20 protein-coding genes are annotated in these 22255 nt (G+C 68.7%); 6 read left to right on the forward strand and 14 right to left on the reverse strand.

The annotated features are described in order from the left end of the window. Nucleotides 1–166 precede the first annotated feature (166 nt). Nucleotides 167–2380, reverse strand: coding sequence for a vWA domain-containing protein (locus ACMGFH_RS17100; protein ID WP_415379667.1), 2214 nt, complete (start codon nt 2378–2380; stop codon nt 167–169). A gap of 159 nt (nt 2381–2539) precedes the next feature. Here ACMGFH_RS17100 and ACMGFH_RS17105 point away from each other — a divergent pair, with 159 nt between their 5' ends. Further along, nucleotides 2540–3559, forward strand: a complete 1020-nt coding sequence (locus tag ACMGFH_RS17105; protein WP_415379668.1) for a DUF5787 family protein — start codon at nt 2540–2542, stop codon at nt 3557–3559. 1 nt (nt 3560) lies between these two features. On the opposite strand, the gene ACMGFH_RS17110 is transcribed toward ACMGFH_RS17105, so the two are convergent. The 6 genes from ACMGFH_RS17110 to ACMGFH_RS17135 form a co-directional block, all read right to left on the reverse strand. Continuing rightward, nucleotides 3561–3806 carry a hypothetical protein gene (locus ACMGFH_RS17110; protein WP_415379669.1) on the reverse strand — a complete coding sequence of 82 codons (246 nt, stop codon included), beginning with the start codon at nt 3804–3806 and terminating at the stop codon, nt 3561–3563. A gap of 94 nt (nt 3807–3900) precedes the next feature. After that, nucleotides 3901–4608: a queuosine precursor transporter gene (locus tag ACMGFH_RS17115; protein WP_415379670.1), complete on the reverse strand. Its 708-nt coding sequence runs from the start codon at nt 4606–4608 to the stop codon at nt 3901–3903. Next, complete coding sequence (locus ACMGFH_RS17120) at nt 4605–4781, reverse strand: ribbon-helix-helix domain-containing protein (protein WP_415379671.1); 177 nt, start codon at nt 4779–4781, stop codon at nt 4605–4607. The genes ACMGFH_RS17115 and ACMGFH_RS17120 overlap by 4 nt, the downstream gene beginning before the upstream one ends. A gap of 85 nt (nt 4782–4866) precedes the next feature. Further along, nucleotides 4867–5139 carry a hypothetical protein gene (locus tag ACMGFH_RS17125; protein WP_415379672.1) on the reverse strand — a complete coding sequence of 91 codons (273 nt, stop codon included), beginning with the start codon at nt 5137–5139 and terminating at the stop codon, nt 4867–4869. Beyond that, nucleotides 5139–6185 (reverse strand): cytochrome d ubiquinol oxidase subunit II, encoded by a 1047-nt coding sequence (gene cydB, locus ACMGFH_RS17130; RefSeq protein WP_415379673.1) that lies wholly within the window; start codon nt 6183–6185, stop codon nt 5139–5141. The genes ACMGFH_RS17125 and cydB overlap by 1 nt, the downstream gene beginning before the upstream one ends. Then, nucleotides 6178–7608, reverse strand: coding sequence for a cytochrome ubiquinol oxidase subunit I (locus ACMGFH_RS17135; RefSeq protein WP_415379674.1), 1431 nt, complete (start codon nt 7606–7608; stop codon nt 6178–6180). Before ACMGFH_RS17135 ends, cydB begins: the two co-directional genes overlap by 8 nt. 221 nt (nt 7609–7829) lie before the next feature. Between ACMGFH_RS17135 and ACMGFH_RS17140 the strand changes: the two genes are divergently transcribed. Beyond that, complete coding sequence (locus tag ACMGFH_RS17140; RefSeq protein ID WP_415379675.1) at nt 7830–9671, forward strand: sensor histidine kinase; 1842 nt, start codon at nt 7830–7832, stop codon at nt 9669–9671. Nucleotides 9672–9738: 67 nt separating this feature from the next. On the opposite strand, the gene ACMGFH_RS17145 is transcribed toward ACMGFH_RS17140, so the two are convergent. Then, nucleotides 9739–11934, reverse strand: coding sequence for a twin-arginine translocase subunit TatC (locus ACMGFH_RS17145; RefSeq protein ID WP_415379676.1), 2196 nt, complete (start codon nt 11932–11934; stop codon nt 9739–9741). A gap of 161 nt (nt 11935–12095) precedes the next feature. Here ACMGFH_RS17145 and ACMGFH_RS17150 point away from each other — a divergent pair, with 161 nt between their 5' ends. After that, a complete protein-coding gene (locus ACMGFH_RS17150; RefSeq protein WP_415379677.1) occupies nt 12096–13709 on the forward strand; it encodes a twin-arginine translocase subunit TatC in 1614 nt (537 codons plus the stop codon). A 36-nt stretch (nt 13710–13745) separates the two neighbouring features. Beyond that, entirely contained in the window at nt 13746–14363 is a 618-nt protein-coding gene (locus tag ACMGFH_RS17155) for a histidine phosphatase family protein (protein ID WP_415379678.1), read from the forward strand. Nucleotides 14364–14426: 63 nt separating this feature from the next. On the opposite strand, the gene ACMGFH_RS17160 is transcribed toward ACMGFH_RS17155, so the two are convergent. The 3 genes from ACMGFH_RS17160 to ACMGFH_RS17170 all read right to left on the reverse strand — a co-directional run bounded on the left by ACMGFH_RS17160 (nt 14427) and on the right by ACMGFH_RS17170 (nt 18419). Further along, complete coding sequence (locus ACMGFH_RS17160) at nt 14427–14756, reverse strand: ArsR family transcriptional regulator (protein ID WP_415379679.1); 330 nt, start codon at nt 14754–14756, stop codon at nt 14427–14429. A 640-nt stretch (nt 14757–15396) separates the two neighbouring features. Continuing rightward, nucleotides 15397–17379, reverse strand: a complete 1983-nt coding sequence (locus tag ACMGFH_RS17165; protein WP_415379680.1) for a MutS-related protein — start codon at nt 17377–17379, stop codon at nt 15397–15399. Nucleotides 17380–17441: 62 nt separating this feature from the next. After that, on the reverse strand, nt 17442–18419 hold the full coding sequence (locus ACMGFH_RS17170) for a hypothetical protein (RefSeq protein ID WP_415379681.1): 978 nt from the start codon (nt 18417–18419) through the stop codon (nt 17442–17444). Nucleotides 18420–18688: 269 nt separating this feature from the next. On the opposite strand from ACMGFH_RS17170, the gene larE reads away from it, so the two are divergent. Then, nucleotides 18689–19609 (forward strand): ATP-dependent sacrificial sulfur transferase LarE, encoded by a 921-nt coding sequence (gene larE, locus ACMGFH_RS17175; protein WP_415379682.1) that lies wholly within the window; start codon nt 18689–18691, stop codon nt 19607–19609. A gap of 167 nt (nt 19610–19776) precedes the next feature. Here larE and ACMGFH_RS17180 read toward each other — a convergent pair whose 3' ends face one another. After that, nucleotides 19777–19971 (reverse strand): AbrB/MazE/SpoVT family DNA-binding domain-containing protein, encoded by a 195-nt coding sequence (locus tag ACMGFH_RS17180; RefSeq protein WP_415379683.1) that lies wholly within the window; start codon nt 19969–19971, stop codon nt 19777–19779. 155 nt (nt 19972–20126) lie between these two features. On the opposite strand from ACMGFH_RS17180, the gene ACMGFH_RS17185 reads away from it, so the two are divergent. Continuing rightward, the gene (locus tag ACMGFH_RS17185) at nt 20127–20378 is read left to right on the forward strand and encodes a HalOD1 output domain-containing protein (RefSeq protein WP_415379684.1); all 252 of its coding nucleotides are present in this window, start codon (nt 20127–20129) and stop codon (nt 20376–20378) included. Nucleotides 20379–20512: 134 nt separating this feature from the next. Here the strand turns inward: ACMGFH_RS17185 and ACMGFH_RS17190 are convergent, their stop codons facing one another. Beyond that, on the reverse strand, nt 20513–20935 hold the full coding sequence (locus ACMGFH_RS17190) for a DUF1648 domain-containing protein (RefSeq protein ID WP_415379685.1): 423 nt from the start codon (nt 20933–20935) through the stop codon (nt 20513–20515). Between the two features lie 255 nt (nt 20936–21190). Then, a complete protein-coding gene (locus tag ACMGFH_RS17195; protein ID WP_415379686.1) occupies nt 21191–22228 on the reverse strand; it encodes a radical SAM protein in 1038 nt (345 codons plus the stop codon). Nucleotides 22229–22255: the final 27 nt, after the last annotated feature.

Raw genomic sequence — 22255 nt, forward strand, 5'->3', positions numbered from 1 at the left:
CGAGCGGAGATACCGGGACACCGTGAACCGGACTCGCCTCGCTGGGGACCCGGACCGCGGCAGCGGGGCGGTTCCCGACGCGGCCCGTGGCGGGGCCACGTCGCAGAAGTGTCGGGCCGAATCGGGCGTGTCGCGGTGGAGCAGTCACCACTGCGCCCCGGAGGCGTCAGGAGTCGACTTCGACGTTGTTGACCCTGATGTTGATGACGCCTTCTGGCCTCGCTTCGGACTCGGCGAGCCCGATCTGATAGAGCAGCGCCAGCCGGTTCGTCGAGTTCGTCCCGTCGGGGTAGTCGAGGATGACCAGCGCCTGATTGCTCTTCATGTGGGTGATGTTGCTCGTGGAGTTGAGGCGGACGTCCGACCGGGAGTCGATGGCCTCCTCGATGTCCTCCTGCCACCACGCGGGGGCGTCGCCCGCGAGGAACGAGGTCATGTTGTCGCCGTCGCGGAACACCGTCGCGTCGTCCGCGCCGAGGGACTGGTCAGCGGTCGTCATGTTCGTACAGCGGGTGACCTGGTACGACGAGCCGTTGTGCGACCGCGTGATCCCGGTGCCGCGCCACTCCGCGCAGTTGTAGGTCGAGGCGTTGAACGTCAGTGATTCGTTGTCGGCGAGGGCGAAGCCGTGACTGAACAGCGTCGGCGCCGTCGGGTCGTTGATGTTCAGGTACCGCGTCCCGCCGGACGTGTTGACCGCGAGCCGGTCCGTGTCGCCGGCGATCTGGGGCGCGTACGTCTGCCCGGCGCCGGTCTGGAGGCTTGTCGATGTCGGCGTGCGAGCGATCTGTCGCGTACTGGAGATGCGGGTCGCGATGTCCTCGAAAATGTCGTCGAGTCTGCTTGCGTTGTCCGCGAAGTAGTATCGGCCGCCGGTCGATCCGTTGATGTCTTTCAGGACGTCTTGGTCGATGTAGCTCTTGTCGCCGAATCCGATCGTGTGAATCGTCGATCCCATCTCCGCGGCCTGCTGTGAGCGGTAGATCGCGGCCTCATCCAACGTGTACTCCGTTCCGTCGATCCACGTGTCATCGTCGTCGTTTGTCCCGTCAGAGAGGTAAACCACGATCCGCTTTCGAGTCTGGTTGCTCTTCAGGTGATGGACCCGGTTGGCGTCGCGGAGTCCGGCGTTCCCGTGCGTCCCGCCGTTGGCAGTCGTGTAGCCGACCGTGGTGTTGAACGCGTCGAACGAGTCGGTGAGGTACCGGCCGTTCGTTCGGTAGTACTGGGCATTGTCTGAGTCGGGATCGTAGAATCCGATGAGTCCGACCCGGTCTTTCGTCGCGTTCAGGTCGCCGACGAACATCCGTATCGCCTCCTGGACGGCTTCTCGTTTGCTCTGACAGCTCGACGTCCCCGGGCGACCCTGATGACAACCCGGTTCCGACGGGTTCGCGTCCCAGCTCATCGACCCCGATTCGTCGACCACGAACACCACGTCAAGCGGCGGCCCGGAGACGTTCTGGGCGTTCTCGATCCGCCTGATCTGCCCGATGTCGACGCGGTTCTTCGAGAGCGCTTCGACGTAGGTGCTGTAGTCGTTCGAGACGTTCTTGGTGACGCGGATCTCGTTGCCGTCGATCTCGACCTCGTCCATGTACGGCGCCTCGGACATGTTGATGACGTGGTTGCGGCTGTCGTCGACGCGCCGCGGGAGGTCGCTCTGGTTGAGGTAGGCGACGGCGGTCCGGTTCGAGGCGTAAACGTCCGTCTCGACCCCGAGTTCGCCCTGCAGGTAGTCCCCCCAGCCGACGTAGAAGTCGCTCTGGACCTCCAGCGTGACGTTGTCCGGCCGGGCGCAGGTCCCGGTGATCACCTGCTGGGAGCGGGCGGCCGACTCGCGACTGGACGTGCTCGCGTTGTAGAACGCCTGGTTCTTGTCGTTGGACACCGTGCCGGTGAGGTTCGTCACCGAGACGTCCAGGCTCCCGTTTCGGTACCGGACGTCCGGCGCCGTCTGCATCGCGCTCCCGTTATCGTTGGCCGACCAGACGCCGCCCGCCTCGTAGGCGACGACCTGCCCCTCGTCGTTCTCGTATCGGATCGAGCTCAGCGTGATGTTGGTCGCGCACGTGGCGTTCCGATTGACGGTGACGTTCAGAAAGCCCGAGCGTATCAGCCGCGCGTCGTTGCGTTCGAGGTCGCCGAGCGAGAACCGGTCGCGCGCGGAGTACTCGGAACTCGTCAGCGACGCGAGCTTCGAGTCGGCCCCCTCCATGACGACTTGCGAGCTCGCGTCCGAGCGGTCCTGCTGGAGTTCGCTGATCGCGCTCGACCCGCTCACCAGGACCAGCATCGCCCCCGTGATCACTAATCCTATCAGGATCACCATTCCGACGATCCCGGACTGCCCTCTCCCCGACCTCTCGATGGTTCCCATTTCCCACGTCACCCTAATCTCATTGCCAGTTACTCACGGCCGATCAAAAGTGTATCGGTGAACTGACGCGTCCGGCGGCGGATCGGGCGAAGGCGGTTCCGCGACCCGCCGTCGTCGGCGACGCGTCGCGCTTATGCCCGCTCGCGCCAACCCGTTCCTGTGCAGGAGTTCGCGTTCGAGCTCGCGCTGTGTGCCCACCTGGAGGCGCCCGACCGCGTCGTCGGGCGGCAGCTCGGCGCCGCGATTCACGGCCGCCGAGTCGCCGACGTGGTCTGCGTCGAGCCGGGTCCCGAGTTCGAGCGACGCGCGGCCGTCACGGCGGAGACGATCCCGCCGCTGGCCGTCGAGAGCGCGGTCGGTCCGGGCACCGCTCGCTCGGTGACCGACGCGTTCGACTGCCACCCCGAGCGCGCCCGTGCGGTGGCCGAGCGAGCGGTCGAACTGGGCTTTTTCGAGCGCGAACGCGAGGGGTCGAGCGCCGCGGTCCGCCAGACCGTCCGCTACCCCGACTGGTTCGGCTCGCTCGTGGGCATCGAGAACAAACCCGATCTCGACCGCCCCGGCGACCTGCGCGACCAGTTGCGCATCGACGTCTCGCTGGGTCTGTTCGACCGGGTCGTTCTCGCCACCGAGACGTACGTCACCCGCGCGCACCTCAACCGCTTCCCCGATCCGGTCGGGGTCTGGCGGTTCGACCCCGAGACCGGCGAGCGCGAGGTCGTCCGCGAGGCCGAGCCGCTGGCGACCGACGGTCCGGGCATCGAGCTGCTCGACCGCGAACCGGGTCGGACGGACGTCCGGCCGGTCACCGCCGCCGAGAAACGCCGCCAGCGCCGCCGCATCGCCGAGCGCGCCTACGGCAAGGGCTGGCGGACCTACGACCTGCCCGACTGCGAGCGGTGCGTCCCCGCGGACGCCGAACCCGGCGAGTACGCCGACGCGGGACTCCCGTGGTGCGACTGGCAGGACGGGCTCGTTCGGCCTGTAGCAGACTGCGGGCCCGATTGTCCGGGGTACGAACCCGTCGAGGAGGACGAAAGGGGAGGGGAGAGCGAACGACCGGAGGACGCTGACGACACGGACGCCGCCGACGCGATTCGGGCGCGGCGGAGCGCCTGGGAGCCCGATCCGGCGGGGGTCGCCCGCCGCCAGAGCGGGCTCGACCGGTTTCTGGAGTGAGTCACTCGGTGGAGTCGTCCGCCCGGGAGTCGGCAGGCTGTGACCCGTCTCCGCTGTCCCGGAGATAGCGGTTTCCGGCGACGTAGACGAGGGTGAAGATAAGGACGAACGACGCCGTCTCGGCGACCGCGACCGAGCCGTCGACGACGAGCTGGATCCCGGCGTAGACCGCCGTGGCGACGATCGCGACGAGAGCCGTCGCGACGATCGGCCGTTCCTCGACGACCGCGTCCGCCTCCACGTTCATAGCTCCGTAGAGTCCCCCTGTCGGCATAATTGTACGGGTGGGTGAGAGCGCGGGAGAATCGCCGCCCGAGGGGGTGGAAGGGGGTCGCGCTCGTTCACTCCGGTCGCGAGTAGGCGGTCGCGGAGGCGGTCTTCCGCGAGCGGACGGCGGCGACGACGGCGTAGACGAAGGGGGTGTCGACGACGGCGACGAGGAGCTTGAAGAGGTACTGGCCGGCGATGAGCGCGACGGCGTCGGAAGGCGAGGTGCTCCCGAGCAGGACGAAGCCGACGAGGATGAAGATGACCGTGTCGATGAGCTGGCTGGTCGCGGTCGACCCGATGTTGCGCAGCCAGAGGTACTCGCCGTCGGTGTAGTCGCGGATCCAGTGGAAGGCGAACACGTCCCAGTTCTGGCTGACGAGGTACGCCGAGAGGCTGGCGACGACGATGGAGGTGCTGGAACCGAGGACGCTCCGGAAGGCGGCCAGGTCGATCTGTCCGGGAATCGACGCGGCCGGCGCCTCGATGGTGCTCCAGACCAGCACGAGGAGGACGAAGTTCATCGCGAAGCCGACGTTGACGACGACGGTAGCAGCCTTCCGGCCGTACAGCTCCGAGTAGCAGTCCGAGGCGAAGAACGTCAGTGCGTAGGCCAGCGCCGCGCCCGGCAGCACGAGCGCCCCGCCGACCAGCGGCAGTTCGAACGGGAGTCCGAACGACAGGAGCTTCGAGGCGGTCACCTGCGCCGTGACGATCGCGGTGACGAACAGGCCGATGAGGCCGACCTGTACCGGCGACGGCGCGGGACGCGCGTCGCTCATTGCTCCTCCTCCAGGCGCCCCTGCCGGGAGTCGATGTCGTCGAGCATATCGAGTGTCTTCCGCATCGACGCCCGGATCGCCTCGCTCCGGTTGACGAACTTGCCGTTCTCGCCCACGTGCTCGTCCAGGTCGTCGAGCAACTCCTGGGGTACTTCCACGCTGATCTTCGGCATAGATATTCGTCAGAGGTCACTCCGAGAATATAGGCGGATCGCTTCGACCGGGTCGTCCGTCGAGGCAGATGAACGCCGCGCCGGGTCAGTCCGTCCCACTCGCGCCAGCGCCGGAGGCACGGGTGGCCGCGATCCGCGCGTCGACGAGGGCGGCGACGTTGTGGAAGAGGATCCCCACCGAGACGAGCGTCGTCAGGAGGTAGGCGATGAACGCGGGCGGACCGCCGACCGCCGCGCCGACGGCGCCGCCGGTGATGCCGACGACGGTGAGTTCCAGCCACGTCAGCAGCGTTCGCGAGAGCATGGAGGTCGACTCCGTCGCGGTGTCGTCAGTCTCGACCGCGCGGTCGTCGCTCATCAGTACGTCTCCCCTGCCTCGACGGGGCCGCTGAACGTCGAGTACAGCACCACGAAGTAGCCGAACACGAGCGGGAGCAGGACCGCGGCGCCGATCGTCATGAGGTTCAGCGGGAGCGTCGAGACGATGGCGTCGCCCACGGTCCGGCCGGTGGCGCGATCGACGTACGGGTAGGTCAGCCGTGCGACGACCCCGACGAGGGCGAAGACCAGCCCCGCGGCCGTAGCGAACGCGGCGAGGTGGCGGTCGCGGCGCATCGCGACGGCGTAGCCGCCGGCGAGCGCGACCGTCGCGACGACCAGTCCGAGCGCGAGCGGCGACGTGAGCGCCGAACGGACCGCCGGCGTCGTCGCGTAGATCGTCCCGAGCGCGAGGACGACGAGCCCGACGTACGCGACGAGCGCGCGCAGGCCCGCCCGTTCGAGATCCGTCTGGAGGCCCCCTCGCGTCTTGAGGCGGAGGAACGCCGCCCCGTCGACGACGGTGAGCGCGACGACGGCGAGGCCGACGACGACCCCCGGGACCGTGACGATCCGCGTCGCGCCGAGCACCCAGTTGGCGGCGAAGACGCCGAGGAAGAAGGGCGCGGTGACGCTCCCGACGACGAACGCGCGGCCCCACCAGCGCTTCCAGGCGTCGTCCTCGCGCTGTTCGTACAGTTCGGGCGCGAGCCCGCGGAGGATGAGCGCGCCGAGGATGGCGAACATCAGGAGGTAGTGGCGGCTGAACAGCGCCGCGTAGACGCTCGGGAACGCGGCGAACATGGCGCCGCCGAAGACGACCAGCCACACCTCGTTGCCGTCCCAGAACGGCCCGATGGCCGCGATCAACTGCTCGCGCTCGTGGGGGTCCTCGCGGGTCGCGAACAGGGCGCCGACGCCGAAGTCGAACCCGTCGAGGACGAGGAAGACGGCGAAGATGAAAAAGAGGAGGCCGAACCAGAGCTCGGGGAGCGGCAGGCCGAACAGCGGCCCGTCCGCGAGCGAGAGCGGCGGTGCCGGGAGCGAGCGGGCGGTGCCCGCGAGGTGTGCGACCGGTTCAGTCATCGACGGTCACCCCCGGGGCCAGCGCCGCGTCGGCGTCCTCGGCGTCGACGGTCCGCAACTCCTCGCGACCCGGCGGTCCGGCGCGGACGATGCGCGCGAGGACGTAGCCGTAGAGGGTCAACAGCCCGAGGTAGACGGCGGCGAACGAGAGCAGCGTGAGTGTGGCCTCGCCGCCGGTGAGGCCCGGTGAGACCCCTTCACTGGTCTGCAGGACGTTCTGGATCACCCACGGTTGGCGGCCAACCTCGGTGACCACCCAGCCGAGTTCGACGGCGAGGATCCCCAGCGGCGCCGAGAGCATCAGCGCCTTGTGCAGCAGGTCGTCGTCGAGCAGCCCGCCCCGGTACCACCTGAAGGCGCCCCAGAACGCCAGGAGGACGAACCAGAAGCCCAGCGCGACCATGATCCGGAACGACCAGAACACGACCGCCACGGGCGGGGCCTCCTCGAACTCGTTCAACCCGGTGATCGTCGCCTGGGGATCACCCCCGCTGGCGAGCCACGAGGCGCCGCCCGGTATCCCGATGCCGAAGATGTCCTTGGCCTTCGGGTTCGTCATGTCCTCGACGCTGGTCGGGAATGCGACGATGTACTCGGGGACGTACGAGTCGGTCTCCCAGACGGCCTCCATCGCCGCGAACTTCTGGGGCTGGCTCTCGGAGACGTGCCGGGCGTACACGTCCCCGTGGACCACCTGGAAGGGTGCCGTGATGACCAGTGCGACGAGCGCGATCTTCAGCGTCCGCTCCCAGAAGTCGGCGTGGGGGACCGTGTTCCCCCAGACGTGGTGACGGAAGACGTAGTACGCGCCGATACCCGCCATCACGAGGGCGACCGAGAGGACCGCCGCGTTCTGCATGTGGACGAACATGTACGGGAAGCGCGGGTTGAGGTAGGCGGCGAGGGGGTCGGTCAGTCTGACGACCTCTCGCCCGCCGGACTCGACGAGTTCGAACCCGCGGGGGGTCTGCATCCAGGAGTTAGCGATCAGGATCCACACCGCCGACAGCCAGGTCCCGAGACCGACGGCGACGGCGGAGACGAAGTAGAGGCGGTCGCCGACGCGTTCGCGGCCGAAGACGAACACGCCGAGGAAGGTGGCCTCCAGCATGAACGCCATCATCCCCTCCAGCGCGAGCGGACCGCCGAACAGCTCGCCGGCGACCGTCGAGAACGCCGCGAAGTTCGTCCCGAACTCGAACTCGAGGACGATCCCGGTGACGGTCCCCACGACGAACGAGACGGCGAATATCTTCGTCCAGAACCGCCGGAGCTGCTCGTAGACGGGGTCGCCGCCGCGGATTTCCTTCCACGTGAAGTAGACGAGGAAGGGTGCGAGCCCCATGCTCATCACGGGGAAGATGATGTGGACGATCGTCGTCAGTGCGAACTGGAGCCGACTGGCGATGACGGGGTCGATCATGGTGTGGTGGACGGACGTCCGACCGGTTCAGACCGGCCGGCACGCGTGCTCTGCTCGCCCTACGTGACCGGAGCCCCTATCGCGTACCAGCATTCCCGTCGACGTGAAATGGCCGAACATGTTTTGGTCCTGGGGGTTAAACGTCGGTAGTTGGCGAGTGTCTCGACGGGTCGGGGGTAGTCGGCGGCACGTTTATTCGGGAATGCGCTATAGAGGGTTTCATGCCGCAATCGGGGGACATCTCGACCACAGTCGCCGTCGTCGCGGCCGACGACGCGGTGCGCGACGCGGCGGTCGCCGCGCTGGAGTCGGACACCTCCCTGGCCGTTTCGACGCCGGAGGGCGACGGGGCGCGAGCGGCCAGGGCAGGGGTCGAACGCGGAGCGGTCTGCGTCGTCTGCGGGCCGGAGGCGGGACAGTACGACGCGGTCAGGGAACTCGACCGGACGCGACCGGTCGTCGTCGTCGACCCTGGGGGCGACCAGATCGCCGGCGACCTGCTCGACAGGGTGCTCGAAGACCAGTCGGCGGCGTACGTCGCCGACGACGAACACACCTCGCGGCTGGTGCGGTCGCGGGTCCGCGACTTCGTCGAGCGCGAGCGCGACGAGGTTGGCTGGCACCTCGCGGACCTGAGCGGCGAGGCCATCGTGTCCTTCGACCTGGACACCTACGCGCTCCGGGAGGCCAACGAGACCTTCTTCGACCATTGGGCGCTCGACCCGCCCGCGATCGGCGACGCGACCCTCGCGGACCTCCGCGAGACAGACATCACGCACGAACTCCGCGGCCGCGGGCGGGGCGAGCCCGGCGAGGAGGACCTGGAGTGGCTGCGAGAGGGCGGTCCCGTCGAGACGTTCGTCCAGGGGGCGCTGAACGGCGACTTCGAGCGCCGGGAGTGGCACTGCACGGGCGTCGACGGGGCGTTCAAGAGCGAGGTGGAGATCGTCGCCGACCGGTCGGCGGGGATCGGCTACCTCGTGGCGACGGTCCCCGACGACGCGGCCGCCGACAGGACGGAGGACTACGACGAGGGCGCCATGCTGCGCTCGCTGGTCGAACACGTCCCCATGTCGGTGTACTTCAAGGACGACCGGAGCCGGCACGTCCTCGTCAGCGAGGGCGTCGTCGAGCCGTTCATCGAGTCCCCGGAGGGGAAGATCCTGCAGACGCCGGAGGACGTCCACGGGAAGACGGACTTCGACCTCTACGAGGCGAGCCACGCCGAGGCGGCCGTCGACGACGACCGACAGGTGGTCGAGAGCGGCGAACCCATCCGCGGTCGGATCGAACGGGCCAGCCCGCCGAACGGGCGGGACCTGTTCTTCCAGACCACCAAGGCGCCGTGGTACGACGAGTCCGGTCGCCTCCGCGGGACGGTCGGCGTCACCGTCGACGTGACCGAGCAGAAACACCGCGAGCGCGAGCTCGACCGCCAGAACGACCGCCTGGAGGAGTTCGCGAGCATCCTCTCACACGACCTGCGGAACCCGCTCAACGTCGCCCAGGGCCGCCTGGAGCGCTACCGCCAGACGGGCGACGAGTCGGACCTCGACGCGGTCGCGGAGATGCACGACCGCATGGCGTCGCTCGTCGAGGACGTGCTCACGTTAGCTCGGGAAGGCCATCAGATCGAGGGAGCCGAGCGGGTCGAGGCGGACGAGGTCGCCACCAGGGCCTGGGCGACCGTCGACACCGGGACCGCGACGCTCGAACAGGAGTGGGCCTACCCGATCGAGGCCGACCCCGACCGACTCGGCCGCCTGTTCGAGAACGTCTTCCGCAACGCGGTCGAACACGGCGGCGCGGACGTGACCGTCCGCGTGGGCACGCTCGACGACGAACCCGGCTTCTACGTCGAAGACGACGGCACGGGCATCGAGATCGACTCGCCCGAGGAGGTGTTCGAGCGTGGCGTGAGCGCCAGCGAAGGCGGCACCGGCTTCGGCCTCGCCATCGTGCGGGAGATCGCCGAGACCCACCGCTGGTCGGTCGCGGCCGTCCAGGACGACAGCGCCGCCGGCGCCCGCTTCGAGTTCACGGGCGTCACGCGCGCGGAGTAGTATACCGGCTGGCGCGGCCCGAGGTCGTCGACTCCGGCAATCCGGTGGGGTCGACCGTTCGCGGCGGTCAGTCGGCCGCTTCGCCCTCTTTCCGGGACGTGCGCCGACCGCCGAGGGTGTAGATCCACAGCAGTCCGAGGCCGACCATGTACGCGAACGCCGTCGGGATGGAGAACACGAGCATCGTGAGGAGGCTGGAGGGGGTGATGAACGCGGCGGTCACGATGATGGCCATGACGACCGTCCGCCAGCGATCGAACATGGTCTGGAAGGTGACCAGGCCGCCGCGGTGGAACAGGAACATCGTCACCGGCACCTCGACGAGCAGGCCGACGCCGACGGTGGTGGCGACGACCAGCCAGCCGAAGTTGTTGATCCGGTAGTAGATGACCATGCTCGAACTGATAGCGTCGGCCGCGAGCCAGGAGATGATCGCCGGGGCGATGTACAGGAACCCGAGCAGGCTCCCGCCGACGATGCCGACGAGCAGGGAGACGGCCCACGCGCCGAGGACGCGTCGGTCGCCGCCGACGAGGCCCCGTTCTTTGAGCCGCGGCCAGGCGTAGTAGAGGATCAGCGGGAACGTCGCGACCAGCCCCAGCAGCGTGGCGAACTTGATCTCGAAGATGAGCGCCTCCGCGGGGTGGAGCGTCACGATGTTGGCCTGGACTTCCTGGCTCTCGGGCATCCGGCTGAAGAAGATCTCCTGGAGCCGTCCGATCCCGCCCTGGTAGAGGAAGACGAACGTCGCGGCCATCACGATACCGAACAGGCCGACGATGCGGAACGCCCGCGAGGTGAGACTCTCCAGGATGAAGGCGATGTCGTAGTAGTAGCCGCCGATGTCGTCCTCGGTGGTCTCCTCCTCGGTGAACGAGTCGACCACGCCGGCCGTCGTCGAGGTGAAGACGCCGCCCTCGTCGTCGTCGTCACCGGCGTCGGCCGTCGCTCCGCCGCTCTCGCCGCCCTCGGTGGCCTCGCGCTCCTCCTGGGCCTCCTGGACCTCGTCGAAGCGGTCGAGGATGGCCTGGGCCTTGTCGGGGTCTTCCTGTTCCTGCAGGGCCTCGCGGGCGAGTTCGGTCGCCTCGCCCTCGTTCATCTCCTCGAAGCGCTCGGGCGGCGTCGCCGGGATGGCGGCCGCGTCGAGGGCGAGCAGATCGATCTCGGAGGGCGACCCCACCGGTTCCGTCGGGTCGCGCGCCGCGTCGAGTTCGCGGATGGAGAAGACGAACAGACCGACGCCGAGCCCGACGGCCGCCACGGCGACGCCGACGGCGGCGGCGACGATCTGGGGGTCTAGCCCCGTCAGTTCGGCCAGAGTGGGGTAGGGGCCGCGCTGGTACTGCTCGGGGAGGGTGGCGAGGAGGTCGTTGACCGCGGCGACGCCGAGGCGGGTGACGAAGAGGTAGCCCGCGGCGAAGGTCAGGAGGGCGATGCCGGCCAGCTGGTTCCAGTAGTTGCGGACGACCTGCCCCGCGGAGACCTCGTCGGCCGACCGCCGCAGGAGTTCGGCGAAGCGCGCGAGCGCGAGGCTGAAGGCGTAGAGGCCGACCAGCGGGAGCGCCCACATGATCTGGGTGAGCGGGTCCGGCGGCGAGAAGAAGGCGCCGAACACGAAGATGCCCATGACCGCGTAGCGCCAGCGGTCGCGCATCGCCTGGTAACTGGCGATGCGCAGGTAGGCGAGCGAACTCATCGCCAGCGGCAGTTGCGCGGCGAGGCCGAAGGAGAAGCCGAGGAAGGCGATGAACTGCGTCCACTTGACGATAGACCACGCGGGCCTGAAGCCGGCGTTGGCCGCGTTGCCGGCGAGGAACCCGAGCATGAGCGGGAAGAAGAGGTAGTAGGCGTAGGCGAGGCCGGCGAGGAAGAGGACGACCGACAGCAGCGCCGGGAAGGCGAGTTTCCAGCGAGGGACGTCCTCGGCCGGCCACCAGCCCCGGGCCCGCAGGGCGTCGCGACCGAAGTAGACGACGACCGGGAGCGCCATCAGGACCCCGATGAACATCCCGATCTTCGCCTGAAGCAAGATCACGTCGAAGGGCGTGGTCGCGACGATCTGGATGTCCGGGTGCTGGTTGAGGTCGGCCTTGAGCTGGTCCCAGACGTAGAGCCGCAGCGCGTAGAACGTCCCCATGAACCCGATGACGAAGACCATGAACGCCTTCTGCAGGTCTTCGCGGGCGCTGCCGATCATGGACCCGAGGGTCGCGCGACCCTGTGCGACGGTCCGTTTGGTGTCCTCGTCGATCGCGGCAGCCATCTCGGGGAGTGGTAACCGAGTGACTGTTATCAATCTATTCATCACGAGACTTCACGCGGGGGTCCAGCGGCCGTTCGCCGGCCCGAGGTCGGCGCTCGACGCCGGCCGGACGGGCGAGCGAAAAGAAGGCTTACAATAGGGGAGCGCAAACCCGGCGACGAATGACTGACGAGCGGCCCGGCGACGGGGACGACGACGAGGGAGCCGCCGGTCCGCCCGACGAGTCCGTCGGCGGCGACCCGTCGGACCGCTCGGAGTCCTCGCCCGACGAGTCCGTCGGCGGCGACCCGTCGGACCGCTCGGAGTCCTCGCCCGACGAGTCACCGGACCCCGACTGGACGGACGACGCACCGTCCGAGCGCCCCGACGACGCCGGTCCCAGTGCCACGGTCCCGGACCCAGACGATGCCGAGGCCATCGCCTCCGAGCGAGATTCTTCCGAGAGCGACGCGGCCGCCGACGGCGGCTCCGACGCCACGGAGTTCGGCGGCGACATCAACCCCCACGTGGACCCGTCGACGGGCGGGCCGGCGGAGGGGGCGCCGGCCGCGCCCGAGAACGTCGGCGCGCCGGACGACCAGGAGATGCCCCTGGCCGAGCACATCGAGGAGATGGTCCGCCGGCTCGGCGTCATCGTCGTCGTGATGGCGCTGGTCTCCGGGCTGGCGTTTCCCTTCGCCGACCGCATGATCAACTTCCTGTGGTACTCGTTCATGCCGGGTTCCGCGTCGGTCTGTCCGACGACGGGCGCGTCGGCTGACGCCGCGTGTCCGCACCTCTTTCACCCGCTCGCACTGATGTTCGCTCGCCTGAAGGTCGCCTCGCTCGTCGGCTTCATCGCCGCGCTCCCGCTGACCGTCTACGAGTCGTACCTCTTCATGCGTCCCGGCCTCTACCCCCGCGAACGACGGTACTACCTCGCTTCCGTCCCGACCAGCCTCGTCCTCGCGGTCGTCGGTGTGTTCTTCGCGTATCTGCTCGTGCTCCCGACGCTGTTCGCGTACTTCACCGGCTACACGGGTCAGGCCGCCGAGATTACCTTCAGCCTGACCGAGACGTTCAACCTCATCGTGATGATGCTCGGCTTCTTCGCGCTCGTCTTCCAGATCCCGCTGCTCATCATGCTCGCGGTGATGATGGGCGTCACCTCCCGGCGCTGGCTCGCGGCCCGCCGCATCTACTTCTGGGGCGGCTTCGCCACCGTCGCCTTCCTCTTTTCCCCCGACCCGACCGGCATGGCCCCCATCCTCGTCGCCGCGACGATGATCCTCCTGTTCGAGGGGACGCTCCTGCTGCTGTACTGGACGAGCGAGGCGACGACGCTCATGGAGGCCGAGGCGGTGGCAGCCCGCCGGCCGTTCGCCTGGCTGACCGCCGCCCTCGCCGGCTACGCGGTCAGCACCGCGCCGCTTCCGCAGGGGTACTACGACCAGCTGCCCGCCGCGGTCACGTCGGCGCTGGCCGAGTTCGGCCTGACCCGCCTGACGCCGCTGTTCATCGGCATCGCGCTCATCGCGCTCTACGAGGGCGCGCTGTACCTCTCCCGCCGCGCCGGCCGACGCGGCCGCGCCTACCGGGCCTTCGCCCGGGCGCGAGTGGCCGTCTGGCCGCTCTCGCTGGCGGTCGGCTACCTCGGTAGCCCCGACCCCGAACTGCTCCAGCGGGTCGACGCCGTCGACCTCTCGACGGTCGAGGCGACGGGCGTCGTCGTCGGCCTGATCGTCGCCTTCGAGTTCCTCGTGGTCGTCCTCGACTGGTACCAGAGCCGCGAGTGACGGACGGAGACTGGGTATGAAGGGTCGAATCTACACATGACCGCGACCGTCTTGCTGGTTCGACACGGCGAGACCATCTGGAACCGCGACGGCCGGATCCAGGGCTGGGCCGACTCGACACTCACCGAGCGCGGTCGCGAACAGGCGCGAGCGCTCGGCTCGCACCTCGATTCGGAGTACGACCTCGACAGACTGGTCGCCTCCGACCTGCAGCGGACGCGCGAGACGGCGGCACTGCTGGACGAGGCCGGCATCGGACCGGATCCGGCGTTCGAGCGCGCCTGGCGCGAACGCGACTTCGGCGACTGGCAGGGGCTGACCCGCGCGGAGATCGCGGAGCGCCTCCCCGAGTACGACCCCGACGGGTCGCTGCTGGCCGTGGCGTCGGTGCCGGGCGGCGAGTCCCTCGGCGCCGCCGAACGTCGCGTCCTCGACGGCTGGGAGCGACTGGTCGCGGAGGTAGGGGACGGCGAGACGGCCGCGGTCGTCACCCACGGCGGGCCGATCCGCGCCGTGATCGCCGCGGTGTCCGGCCGCGACCTGGCCGCGGTCGCCCCGGAGTTCTCGCCCACGAACTGCGGGGTGACTGCCATCCGGTGTGCGACCGAGCCCGCCGTCGTCCGTCGGGACGCGACCGGCCACCTCTCGCTGTGACGGTGGCAGTTCGGGAAGCGAACGGCGAAGCGCGAGTGAAAAGCGACCGCGGGGTCCGTCGCGTTACAGCCAGTCGGCCGGGAGCTCGTCCGCGTGGTCGTCAAGCAGTTCCAGCAGCGGCCTGATCTCGTCGAAGTTCGGCCCCTTCGCGACCTCGTGGGCGTCCTCGTCCCAGTCGATGAACCCGTACTCCGCCAGTTTCGGCAGGTGGACGTGCTTCATCTGTATCAGCTGCTTGACTTCTATCGCCTCGGTGCCCCCGTCTCCGACGACGACCGGCCGATCGGCCTGCGGATTGTGCTCCAGCAGGGCGACGAGCAACGTCCGCCGCTGCACGTCGGCCAACGCGTCGACCATCTCGTCGAATAGAATCTGCCGGCTCGAACTCTTCATATCCGTATGTATTCTCGAACGGGTATAACACCCCGAGAATTTTCAGAGTCCTAGACGTTTGAGTAAGTGAGTGACAGCGATACTATAATATTTGTTATGAGAACCCCTCGATTCCGCCCTTCACGACCTCGTCGAGGTTCGGCCGTCTATACGCGGTTTCCGGCCCGGACACTTCGAAGAACGGGGACTTCCGTCGGTCGGATCGCATCGACTCGGTCGAGTCGGTCGTGTAAACGGACCGAACCCCCCCCGTCGCTGAGAGGTTCGCTCCCCGCTGTGACCATGTGTGTGACAACACCCGTTCGCTCGCAGTCGTTCGGTCTTCAATAGACGGCGCGGGGTGAGAGCTCTCGGCCCGCCACCGCGCTTCGCCCTTTCAGTCCCCGGAAGACTCACTCCGTTCGTCTTCCGAGCCCTGCCTCGCTCCGCTCGTCACGACGCCAGGACAGCGTCCGCCCAGCCCCGCACTTCACGCCTCCCCAACCGATTCGCTCAGTCACTCCGTTCCCTCGCTCATCCCTCGCACGGTGCTGTCGCGTCTGGCGAGAGCGAAGCTCTCGCTGACCCTCATTCGCTTCGCTCACGAGGAAGACGAGACTCGCGACAACGCGCGCCACAGCGCCACATCTCGGTGGTTCACTCAGTCGAACTTCTCCAGGAGTTCTACGTAGAAGCCGTCGCGTTCGTCGGCGAGTTTCTCGACGATGAGTTCGGGCGTCGAGCGCGCGAGGACGTCCTTGACGGGCGAGCGGTCAACCTTGAGTTCGCCGTCGACCAGGCCCTCGGCTTCGATGCCGTCGACGGCCAGATCGGAGCGGGCGGACTCCTGGATCTCGCGGGCGAGGTGGGTGACGAAGACGGCGGTCGTCTCGCGCTCGTCGAACGCTTCGAGGATGCCGGCCATGATCTTCGCGCTGGCGCCGGGTTCGGTGATGCTCTCCAGTTCGTCGACGAGGACGAGCACGCGCCCGCCCTCGCCCGAGCGGATCTCGTCGACGAGCGACCCGAACTCCCGCAGGGTGGACTCGAAGGCGCCCGCGTCGAGGGTGCCCTGGGTCTTGGCGTGGTAGTGTAGTTCCTCGACGTGCTCGACGCGGGCGCGCTCGGCGGGGACGGGCAGGCCCATGTGCGCGAGCGTGACCGTCAGGGCCACGAGGTCGAGGACGGAGGTCTTCCCCCCGCTGTTGACGCCGGTGAGGAGGGCGACGCCCTCGACGCGGTAGTCGACGGGGTCGACCTCGTCGAAGGGCACGTCGAGCATGGGCGAGCGGCCGCCCTCGATGGCGACGCCGCGGCCGCCGAACTCCGGCATCGTGCAGTCGTACTCGCGGGCGAAGCGAGCGATGGCGAGTTCGACGTCGAGTTCGAGGGCGGCCTCGGCGAGGCGCTCGGCGTCCTCGCGCGCGTCGGCGAGGTCGGAGGCGACCTCCCGCTTGAGGCGGGTCGCGCGGCGGTCCCGGGCGGTCGTGAGTTCCTCGCGCAGGCGGGAGACGACCTCCTCGTCGCGCTGGACGGGGAAGGTCGGCTGGTCGGGGAACGCGCGGCGGGCCACGTCGGCGTAGTCGTCGAGGCCGAGGGCGTCGATCAGGTGGTCGCGAGCGTCGGCGACCGCTTCGGCGTACTCGTCGGCGAGTTCGCGCTGGAGCAGCGAGTCGACGCCGGCGCCCTGCTCGACGAGCGAGAGGAGATCCGCGCCCTCGATGGTCACGTCGCGCTCCTCGATGGCTTCCCGGAGGCGGTCGTTGGCGACGCTCTCGGCGGTCGAGACGGCGGCGTCGAGGTCGTCGACGGCGTTCTGGAGGCGCTGTAGCTCCGCGTCGTCGGCGACGTTGCCCTCGGTGTCGATGCGGGCGAGGGCGCTTTCGAGCGTGTCGAGGTCGCAGGGCGCGTCGAGGTCGGCGACGCGGTGGACCTCGACGGCGGCCCGGAGGCGGTTGCGGTTGTGCGCGAAAAACGAGAGGGTGCGCTCGGGGACGACGGTCGCGGGGTCGTCGAGAGCGCTGGGCTCGACGCGGACGTCGCCCTCGACCTCGACGCCGGTGAAGGCGTCGTCGAGGGCGATGACGGTGGCGTACCCCCGGGCGAGGTCTGCGAGGCCGCGGGCGTCGTCGACGATCTCGACGCTGACCTCGGGGAGGACATCCTGGGCGCGGGCGTAGGTCTCGGCGTCGGTGGTGGCGAGGCAGCGGTCGCGGACGCGGACGTTCGGCGGCGATTCGAGGGGTTCGACCCCGGCGAGGGCGCCGCGGATCTCGTCGTCGGGTTCCCGTTCCATGGCGCGGGCGGCGAACTCGCGGGCCTCCTCGACGCGCGAGCGGGAGGGCGAGGGGTAGAAGGTTTCGAGGCGGCGCTGGGCGTAGCGGGTGACCGCGTGGTCCGCGACGAGTTCGAGGGCGTCGCGGTAGATCTCCTGGGCGCGCGAGGTCGCGGCGAAGCCGCCGGGGTCGCCGTGCTGCTGGCGGATGGCGGCGCGGGCGATGCGGGCGGCGCGGCCGTCGCTGATTCCCGGCGCGCGCGACAGCGTGGCCACGTCCCCGTCGCTGAGCGCACGCTCGGGGTCGTCGAGCGCGGACAGCGCCTCGGCCGTCTTCTCGCCGACCCCGGGGATCGTCTCGATGTCCATCTACCGGTGTCATTACCACCGGTGGAGAAAAATCCCCCGCCGCGTCGCCGGCCCGCCCCCGGTCACTCGTTCCACGGCCAGTCCTCGGGCGGCGCGAACGGCGCGACCGACACGGTGTAGCGCATCACCGTCGACACGCGGAGCAACCGAACCACCAGCAGGACGAGCGGAGCGAGCGTCACCGCGAACGCACCGCTGACGAGCCACGGAAGCGCCGATTCGGGGACCGCCGCGCCTTCCGATCGGTACAACAGCGGGACGTACACCGCGACGAGCAGGGTCGGGACGCTGATGTAGATGATCTCCCGCGAGAGCTTTGCGAGTTCCTGCTGGAGCGCGAGCGTCTTGAAGTACTGTCGCCCGACGGAGAGGTGCCCCAGGAGTTCCTCCACGCCGTCGAGGTCGTCCACGACGTCCTCGGGCAGGACCGCGCTGTCCGCGACCGCCAGCGTCTCGTTGCGGAGCCGCGCGTAGTCCGATCCGGCGGTCGTCGCGATGACGTCTATCGGGTCCATCTCCTCGGAGACGCGCTCGATCTCGTCGGCGAAGTCGCCGAGACGGTCGGCGAGGCCGTCGAGGTCGCCGCTCGCCTCCCCCGCCGCACCGCGCCGCTCCCGAAGCGACGCCGCGTGGTCGTCCAGCGCCGTCCCGATGGCGGCGATGAACTCGGACCCCCGGACGGGCGCTCGTCCGGAGGCGGCGAGTTCGGAGACCGCGTCGTGGAATTCGGCGCCCTTCTCGTAGCGGCTCCGCAGCGAGTCGGGCTGACCGAACACCTGCGAGGAGATGAGCTGGTTGACCGTCAGCGTCAGCGTGATGAGCGTGAACACGCCGGCCGTGACGCCGCTGCCGAACGCCGTCGGCACGCTGCTGCGAGGCCCGACCGCGAGCAGGTCCGCCGCGACCAGCGCGCGCGTCAGCGCGAAGATACCGAGACACACCAGACCCGTGATCAGCAGGCGGTTCCCGTCCAGAAAGACCCAGTGCCGGATCCGTCCGGCGTCGCCGTCCGAGCCGCCGGTGGAACCCCTACCGGCCATCGATCGCTCGGTTGCCCCGACCCGTCTCCACCGCACTCGACGCCACGGCGCCGGGCCGTCCGCCGCGCTCGCGACCGCGAGCGCGGCCGGCAGGGACCCGACTGCGAGGACGATCCACCATATCGGCGAGTCGACTGCCGTCCGGAAAGGCCCGCGGCAGGCACCTGCGGGGTCACCACTCCGACTGGCGTCCCCGGCACCGAATCCGTTCGCCCCGTGGCGAGCGGTCGAACAACGGGCTTTTGCCGGTTCGAGCCGAATCGCCGTCGATGAGCACTTCGGTCGCGGACAAACTCGACGCCGCGCGCGCCGACCTGGCCGACCGCGACGGCGTCCTCGTCGCCTTCTCCGGCGGTGTGGACTCCAGCGCCGTCGCCGCCATCGCCCACGACGCGCTGGGCGACGACGCCGTCGCCTGCACGGCCAAAAGCGAGACGCTGCCCGCAGCGGAACTCGACGACGCCCGGCGCGTCGCCGAGGAGATCGGCATCCGCCACGAGATCGCCGAGTTCTCCGAACTCGACAGCCAGGCGTTCGTCGAGAACGGCGACGACCGCTGTTACCACTGCCGGACGATGCGCCTCGGCGCCATGTTCGACCGCGCCAAGGAACTCGGCATCGACGTCGTCTGCGACGGCACGAACGCCTCGGACCCCGGCGAGGGCCACCGCCCCGGCCTCCGCGCCGTCGACGAACTCGACGCCTACTCGCCGCTCCTCGAACACGGCATTGTCAAGTCCGAAGTCCGGGAGATCGCCGACGAATACGGCCTCTCGGTCGCGGACAAGCCCTCGATGGCCTGCCTCTCCTCGCGCATCCCGACCGGCCTCGAAGTCACCGAGGAGCGACTTACCCGCATCGAGAAGGCCGAGACCGTCTTGCGCACCTGGGGCTTCGACCAGTTCCGCGTGCGCGACCACGACGGCATCGCCCGCATCGAGGTCGGCGAAGCCGAACTGGAGCAGGCGCTCGACCCGGACTTCGTCGCCGCCGCACAGCAGCACATCGGCGACCTCGGGTTCGACCACGTCACGCTCGATCTGGAGGGGTATCGCACCGGCAGTGTCAGTCCGGCGAACGAGGACGACGCGGACGACGAGCAGCAGCCCGGCGAACGGGACGACGGCGACGACGAACCGCTCGTCGAGGACGTGTTCGCCGCCGACTACCCCACCGCCGACGAGATCTGAGCGCCGATTTTCGCTGCGGCGCGCGCTGGCGACTGCGGAGGTACCGCCCGCGAGCTATTGCGCCGAGCCAGTTCAGCACGCGCTATCGGTCGCGCCCCGTGCCGCCCGTTCTCGCTGAGACGAACCCCGACCCTCCCCAGGGCCGAAGAGAGCGTTCGCCTCGCCTGCTACTCCGAGTTCCCGTTCGCCTCGTCTAGCCGGGTGTATCGAACCACGAGCCGCCCGTTCTCGTCCCTCGCAGTGTCGATGGCGAACTCGTCGCCGATCTCGATGTCGTGTTCGCGAGCGATCCCGGCGGGGATCGAGATGTCCTTTGTCGACGTCCCGTCTCGGCCTCGCACACCGACCGTCTTCTTCGGCATTAAACCTTCTTCCTAATTATCTTAAGATAACCTCTTTGGTCCGCCGCGCCACCATGTACATATTTGGTCAGATTTATGAAGGGTGGCGGAGACCTGCACACGTCGAACACAGAGTGCATGATACCGTGACAGCGAAGGACAGCGATACACCGTCGATGCCGCTAGACGAACCGTACACCCGCCGGATCCAGCCGGACGAGTCCCCGAGTATCGGCGTCGTCCGAACGATCGCCGCGCTGAAGAACTCCCCCAGTTGCGACCTCGACCCGCTCGCGGAGTCCATCGAATCGGACGCGTTCGACCGGCTCGTCGGACACGACGATGGGGCCGTCGTCGAGTTCGAGTACGAAGGCCTGTGCGTCACCGTGGACGGCCAAACGATCACCGTTCGCAACGCCACGGAGTGAGGACCGCATCCGCGACTCCGAGCCGCGCCGCCGACGATCGACTCGCTCCGTCGGTCGCTCTACGAATCGGCGAGACCTATCTGTGGCTGTCGTGGTTGGCCTCCCACGCTATCGAAGTAGTGCGCAAGACCCTCTCAGGCCGGGCCGTAGCCCCGTTCGACCGCGACCGAGTACCCGATCAGCGCGACGGCCCAGATCGCGACGCCCGCCATAAAGAGGTCGAAGGGCACGTCGTACCCGAGGTTCCAGGCGAGCACGAACCCCTGAACGGTCGCCAGTAGCGCGGTCGTCGCGACTTTCACCACTTCGAGGACCTGCGGTTCCTCGGGCGGATCGAAGCGCGCGACGGCGTCGAGAAACAGCGGCAACGCGACCGTCAGCGCCGGCAGCGCAGCGATCGCGACGGACTTCGGGACGAAGTTGTCCGGCCTCCCCGACGCCGAGAAGTGGACCGCCATCTCTGCCGGAAGTCGTCCCCAGACCGCCAGCCCGGCGGCCAGCGTCGCGGCCCCGATCGCCAGCGACAGCCAGTCCGCCCGGGTGGATCTGAACGCCATAGCCGTCGTTCGCCGGCCGATCTCAAGTAAGTACGCGACGAGCGCAGAGGCGCGCGGACAGAATCAGTCGCCGGCCGCACTCTGTCCGCTGTCGCTCCCACCGCTGCCGCTCGATATCGGTGTCCGTTCGACGACCGTCCCGTCGTAGGTCGGGTACTGCTGCGACCACCTTTTTCCGCTCGGGGTCGCTCCGCGACCCACTCGCGCAAAAAGATGGGGCAAAAAGGCGCCTCACTCCGTTCGGCGCGGGCGCGATCAGTCGCCCGCCGCGCTCTGCCCGCCGTCATCAGCACTACTCCCGGACAGCGGCGTCCGTTCCACTACGGTCCCGTCGTAGGTCGGGTACTGCTCGACGATTTCGCCCTTCTCCACGTCGCCGTCCTCGACCATCTCTTCGAGGAGCCACCAGGCCACCTCGACGTGGTCGGACTTCGCCGTGTAGAACTCCTCGGGCACGCCGAGGGCCTCGAAGCGCTCGGGCTCGGCCCACGTCTTCCCGTAGACGAGGGTCCCGTCGTCGGTGATCTCGTCGAACGGCCGGCGCAGGCTACGGGCCATTCGCTTGAGTCGGCGACGGTGCTGGGCGGCGTCCTTGAAGACGCTCGTGCAGAAGTACACCTTCTCGTGGTCGCCCATCTGGTCGAGGATCTCCTCGCGCGGGCTGTCGACGGCGCTCATGTGCTCGTCGCGCAACTCGAAGCCCTCCTCTTGCATCCGGCGGTAGTTCCCGTCGGACATCTCGAACTCGTTGATGTTACAGAAGTCCGCGGCGCCCTCGTCGAGGAAGTCGATGAACTCCTGTTCCGGGCGGATACCGGGGATCTCGAAGGCGGGCGTGAGGCCTTCTTCGCGGGCGACGTAGAGGATGTCTTCCCACTCGGTACCGTGTAAATCGCCCCACTGCTCGTAGGGCGGGTGGAACCGGATCTCGTCGAGGCCGGCCTCGCTCAGGCGGCGCATGTTCTCGCGGCCGCCGGTGATGCCGGTGTAGAGATGAGTATGGAAATCCTCGCCGTATTCGTCTTTCAGCAGCGAGAGGTAGCGCGTCGTGCGGCCCATCGCTTCCTGGGGTTCACCGCCGGTGATGGAGGCGCCCAGCGCGTCCATGCGCTCGGCCTCTTCGAGCACGTCCCGGTCGGACTCGACGGGGCGCTCGTTGGCGTAGACCTGCTCGACGTTCTTGCGGTTCTCGCCGAGGGGGCAGTAGAAACAGTCGCGCTGGTCGCAGTACCCGTAGACGAACAGCACCAGCTTGCCGCCTTTGGCGCACTGTTCGCAGCCCTCGGATATCATCGGCCCTACCTATCCGCCCGAGCGGGA

This window comes from Halosimplex rarum, from assembly GCF_047715405.1.
Taxonomy (GTDB): domain Archaea; phylum Halobacteriota; class Halobacteria; order Halobacteriales; family Haloarculaceae; genus Halosimplex; species Halosimplex rarum.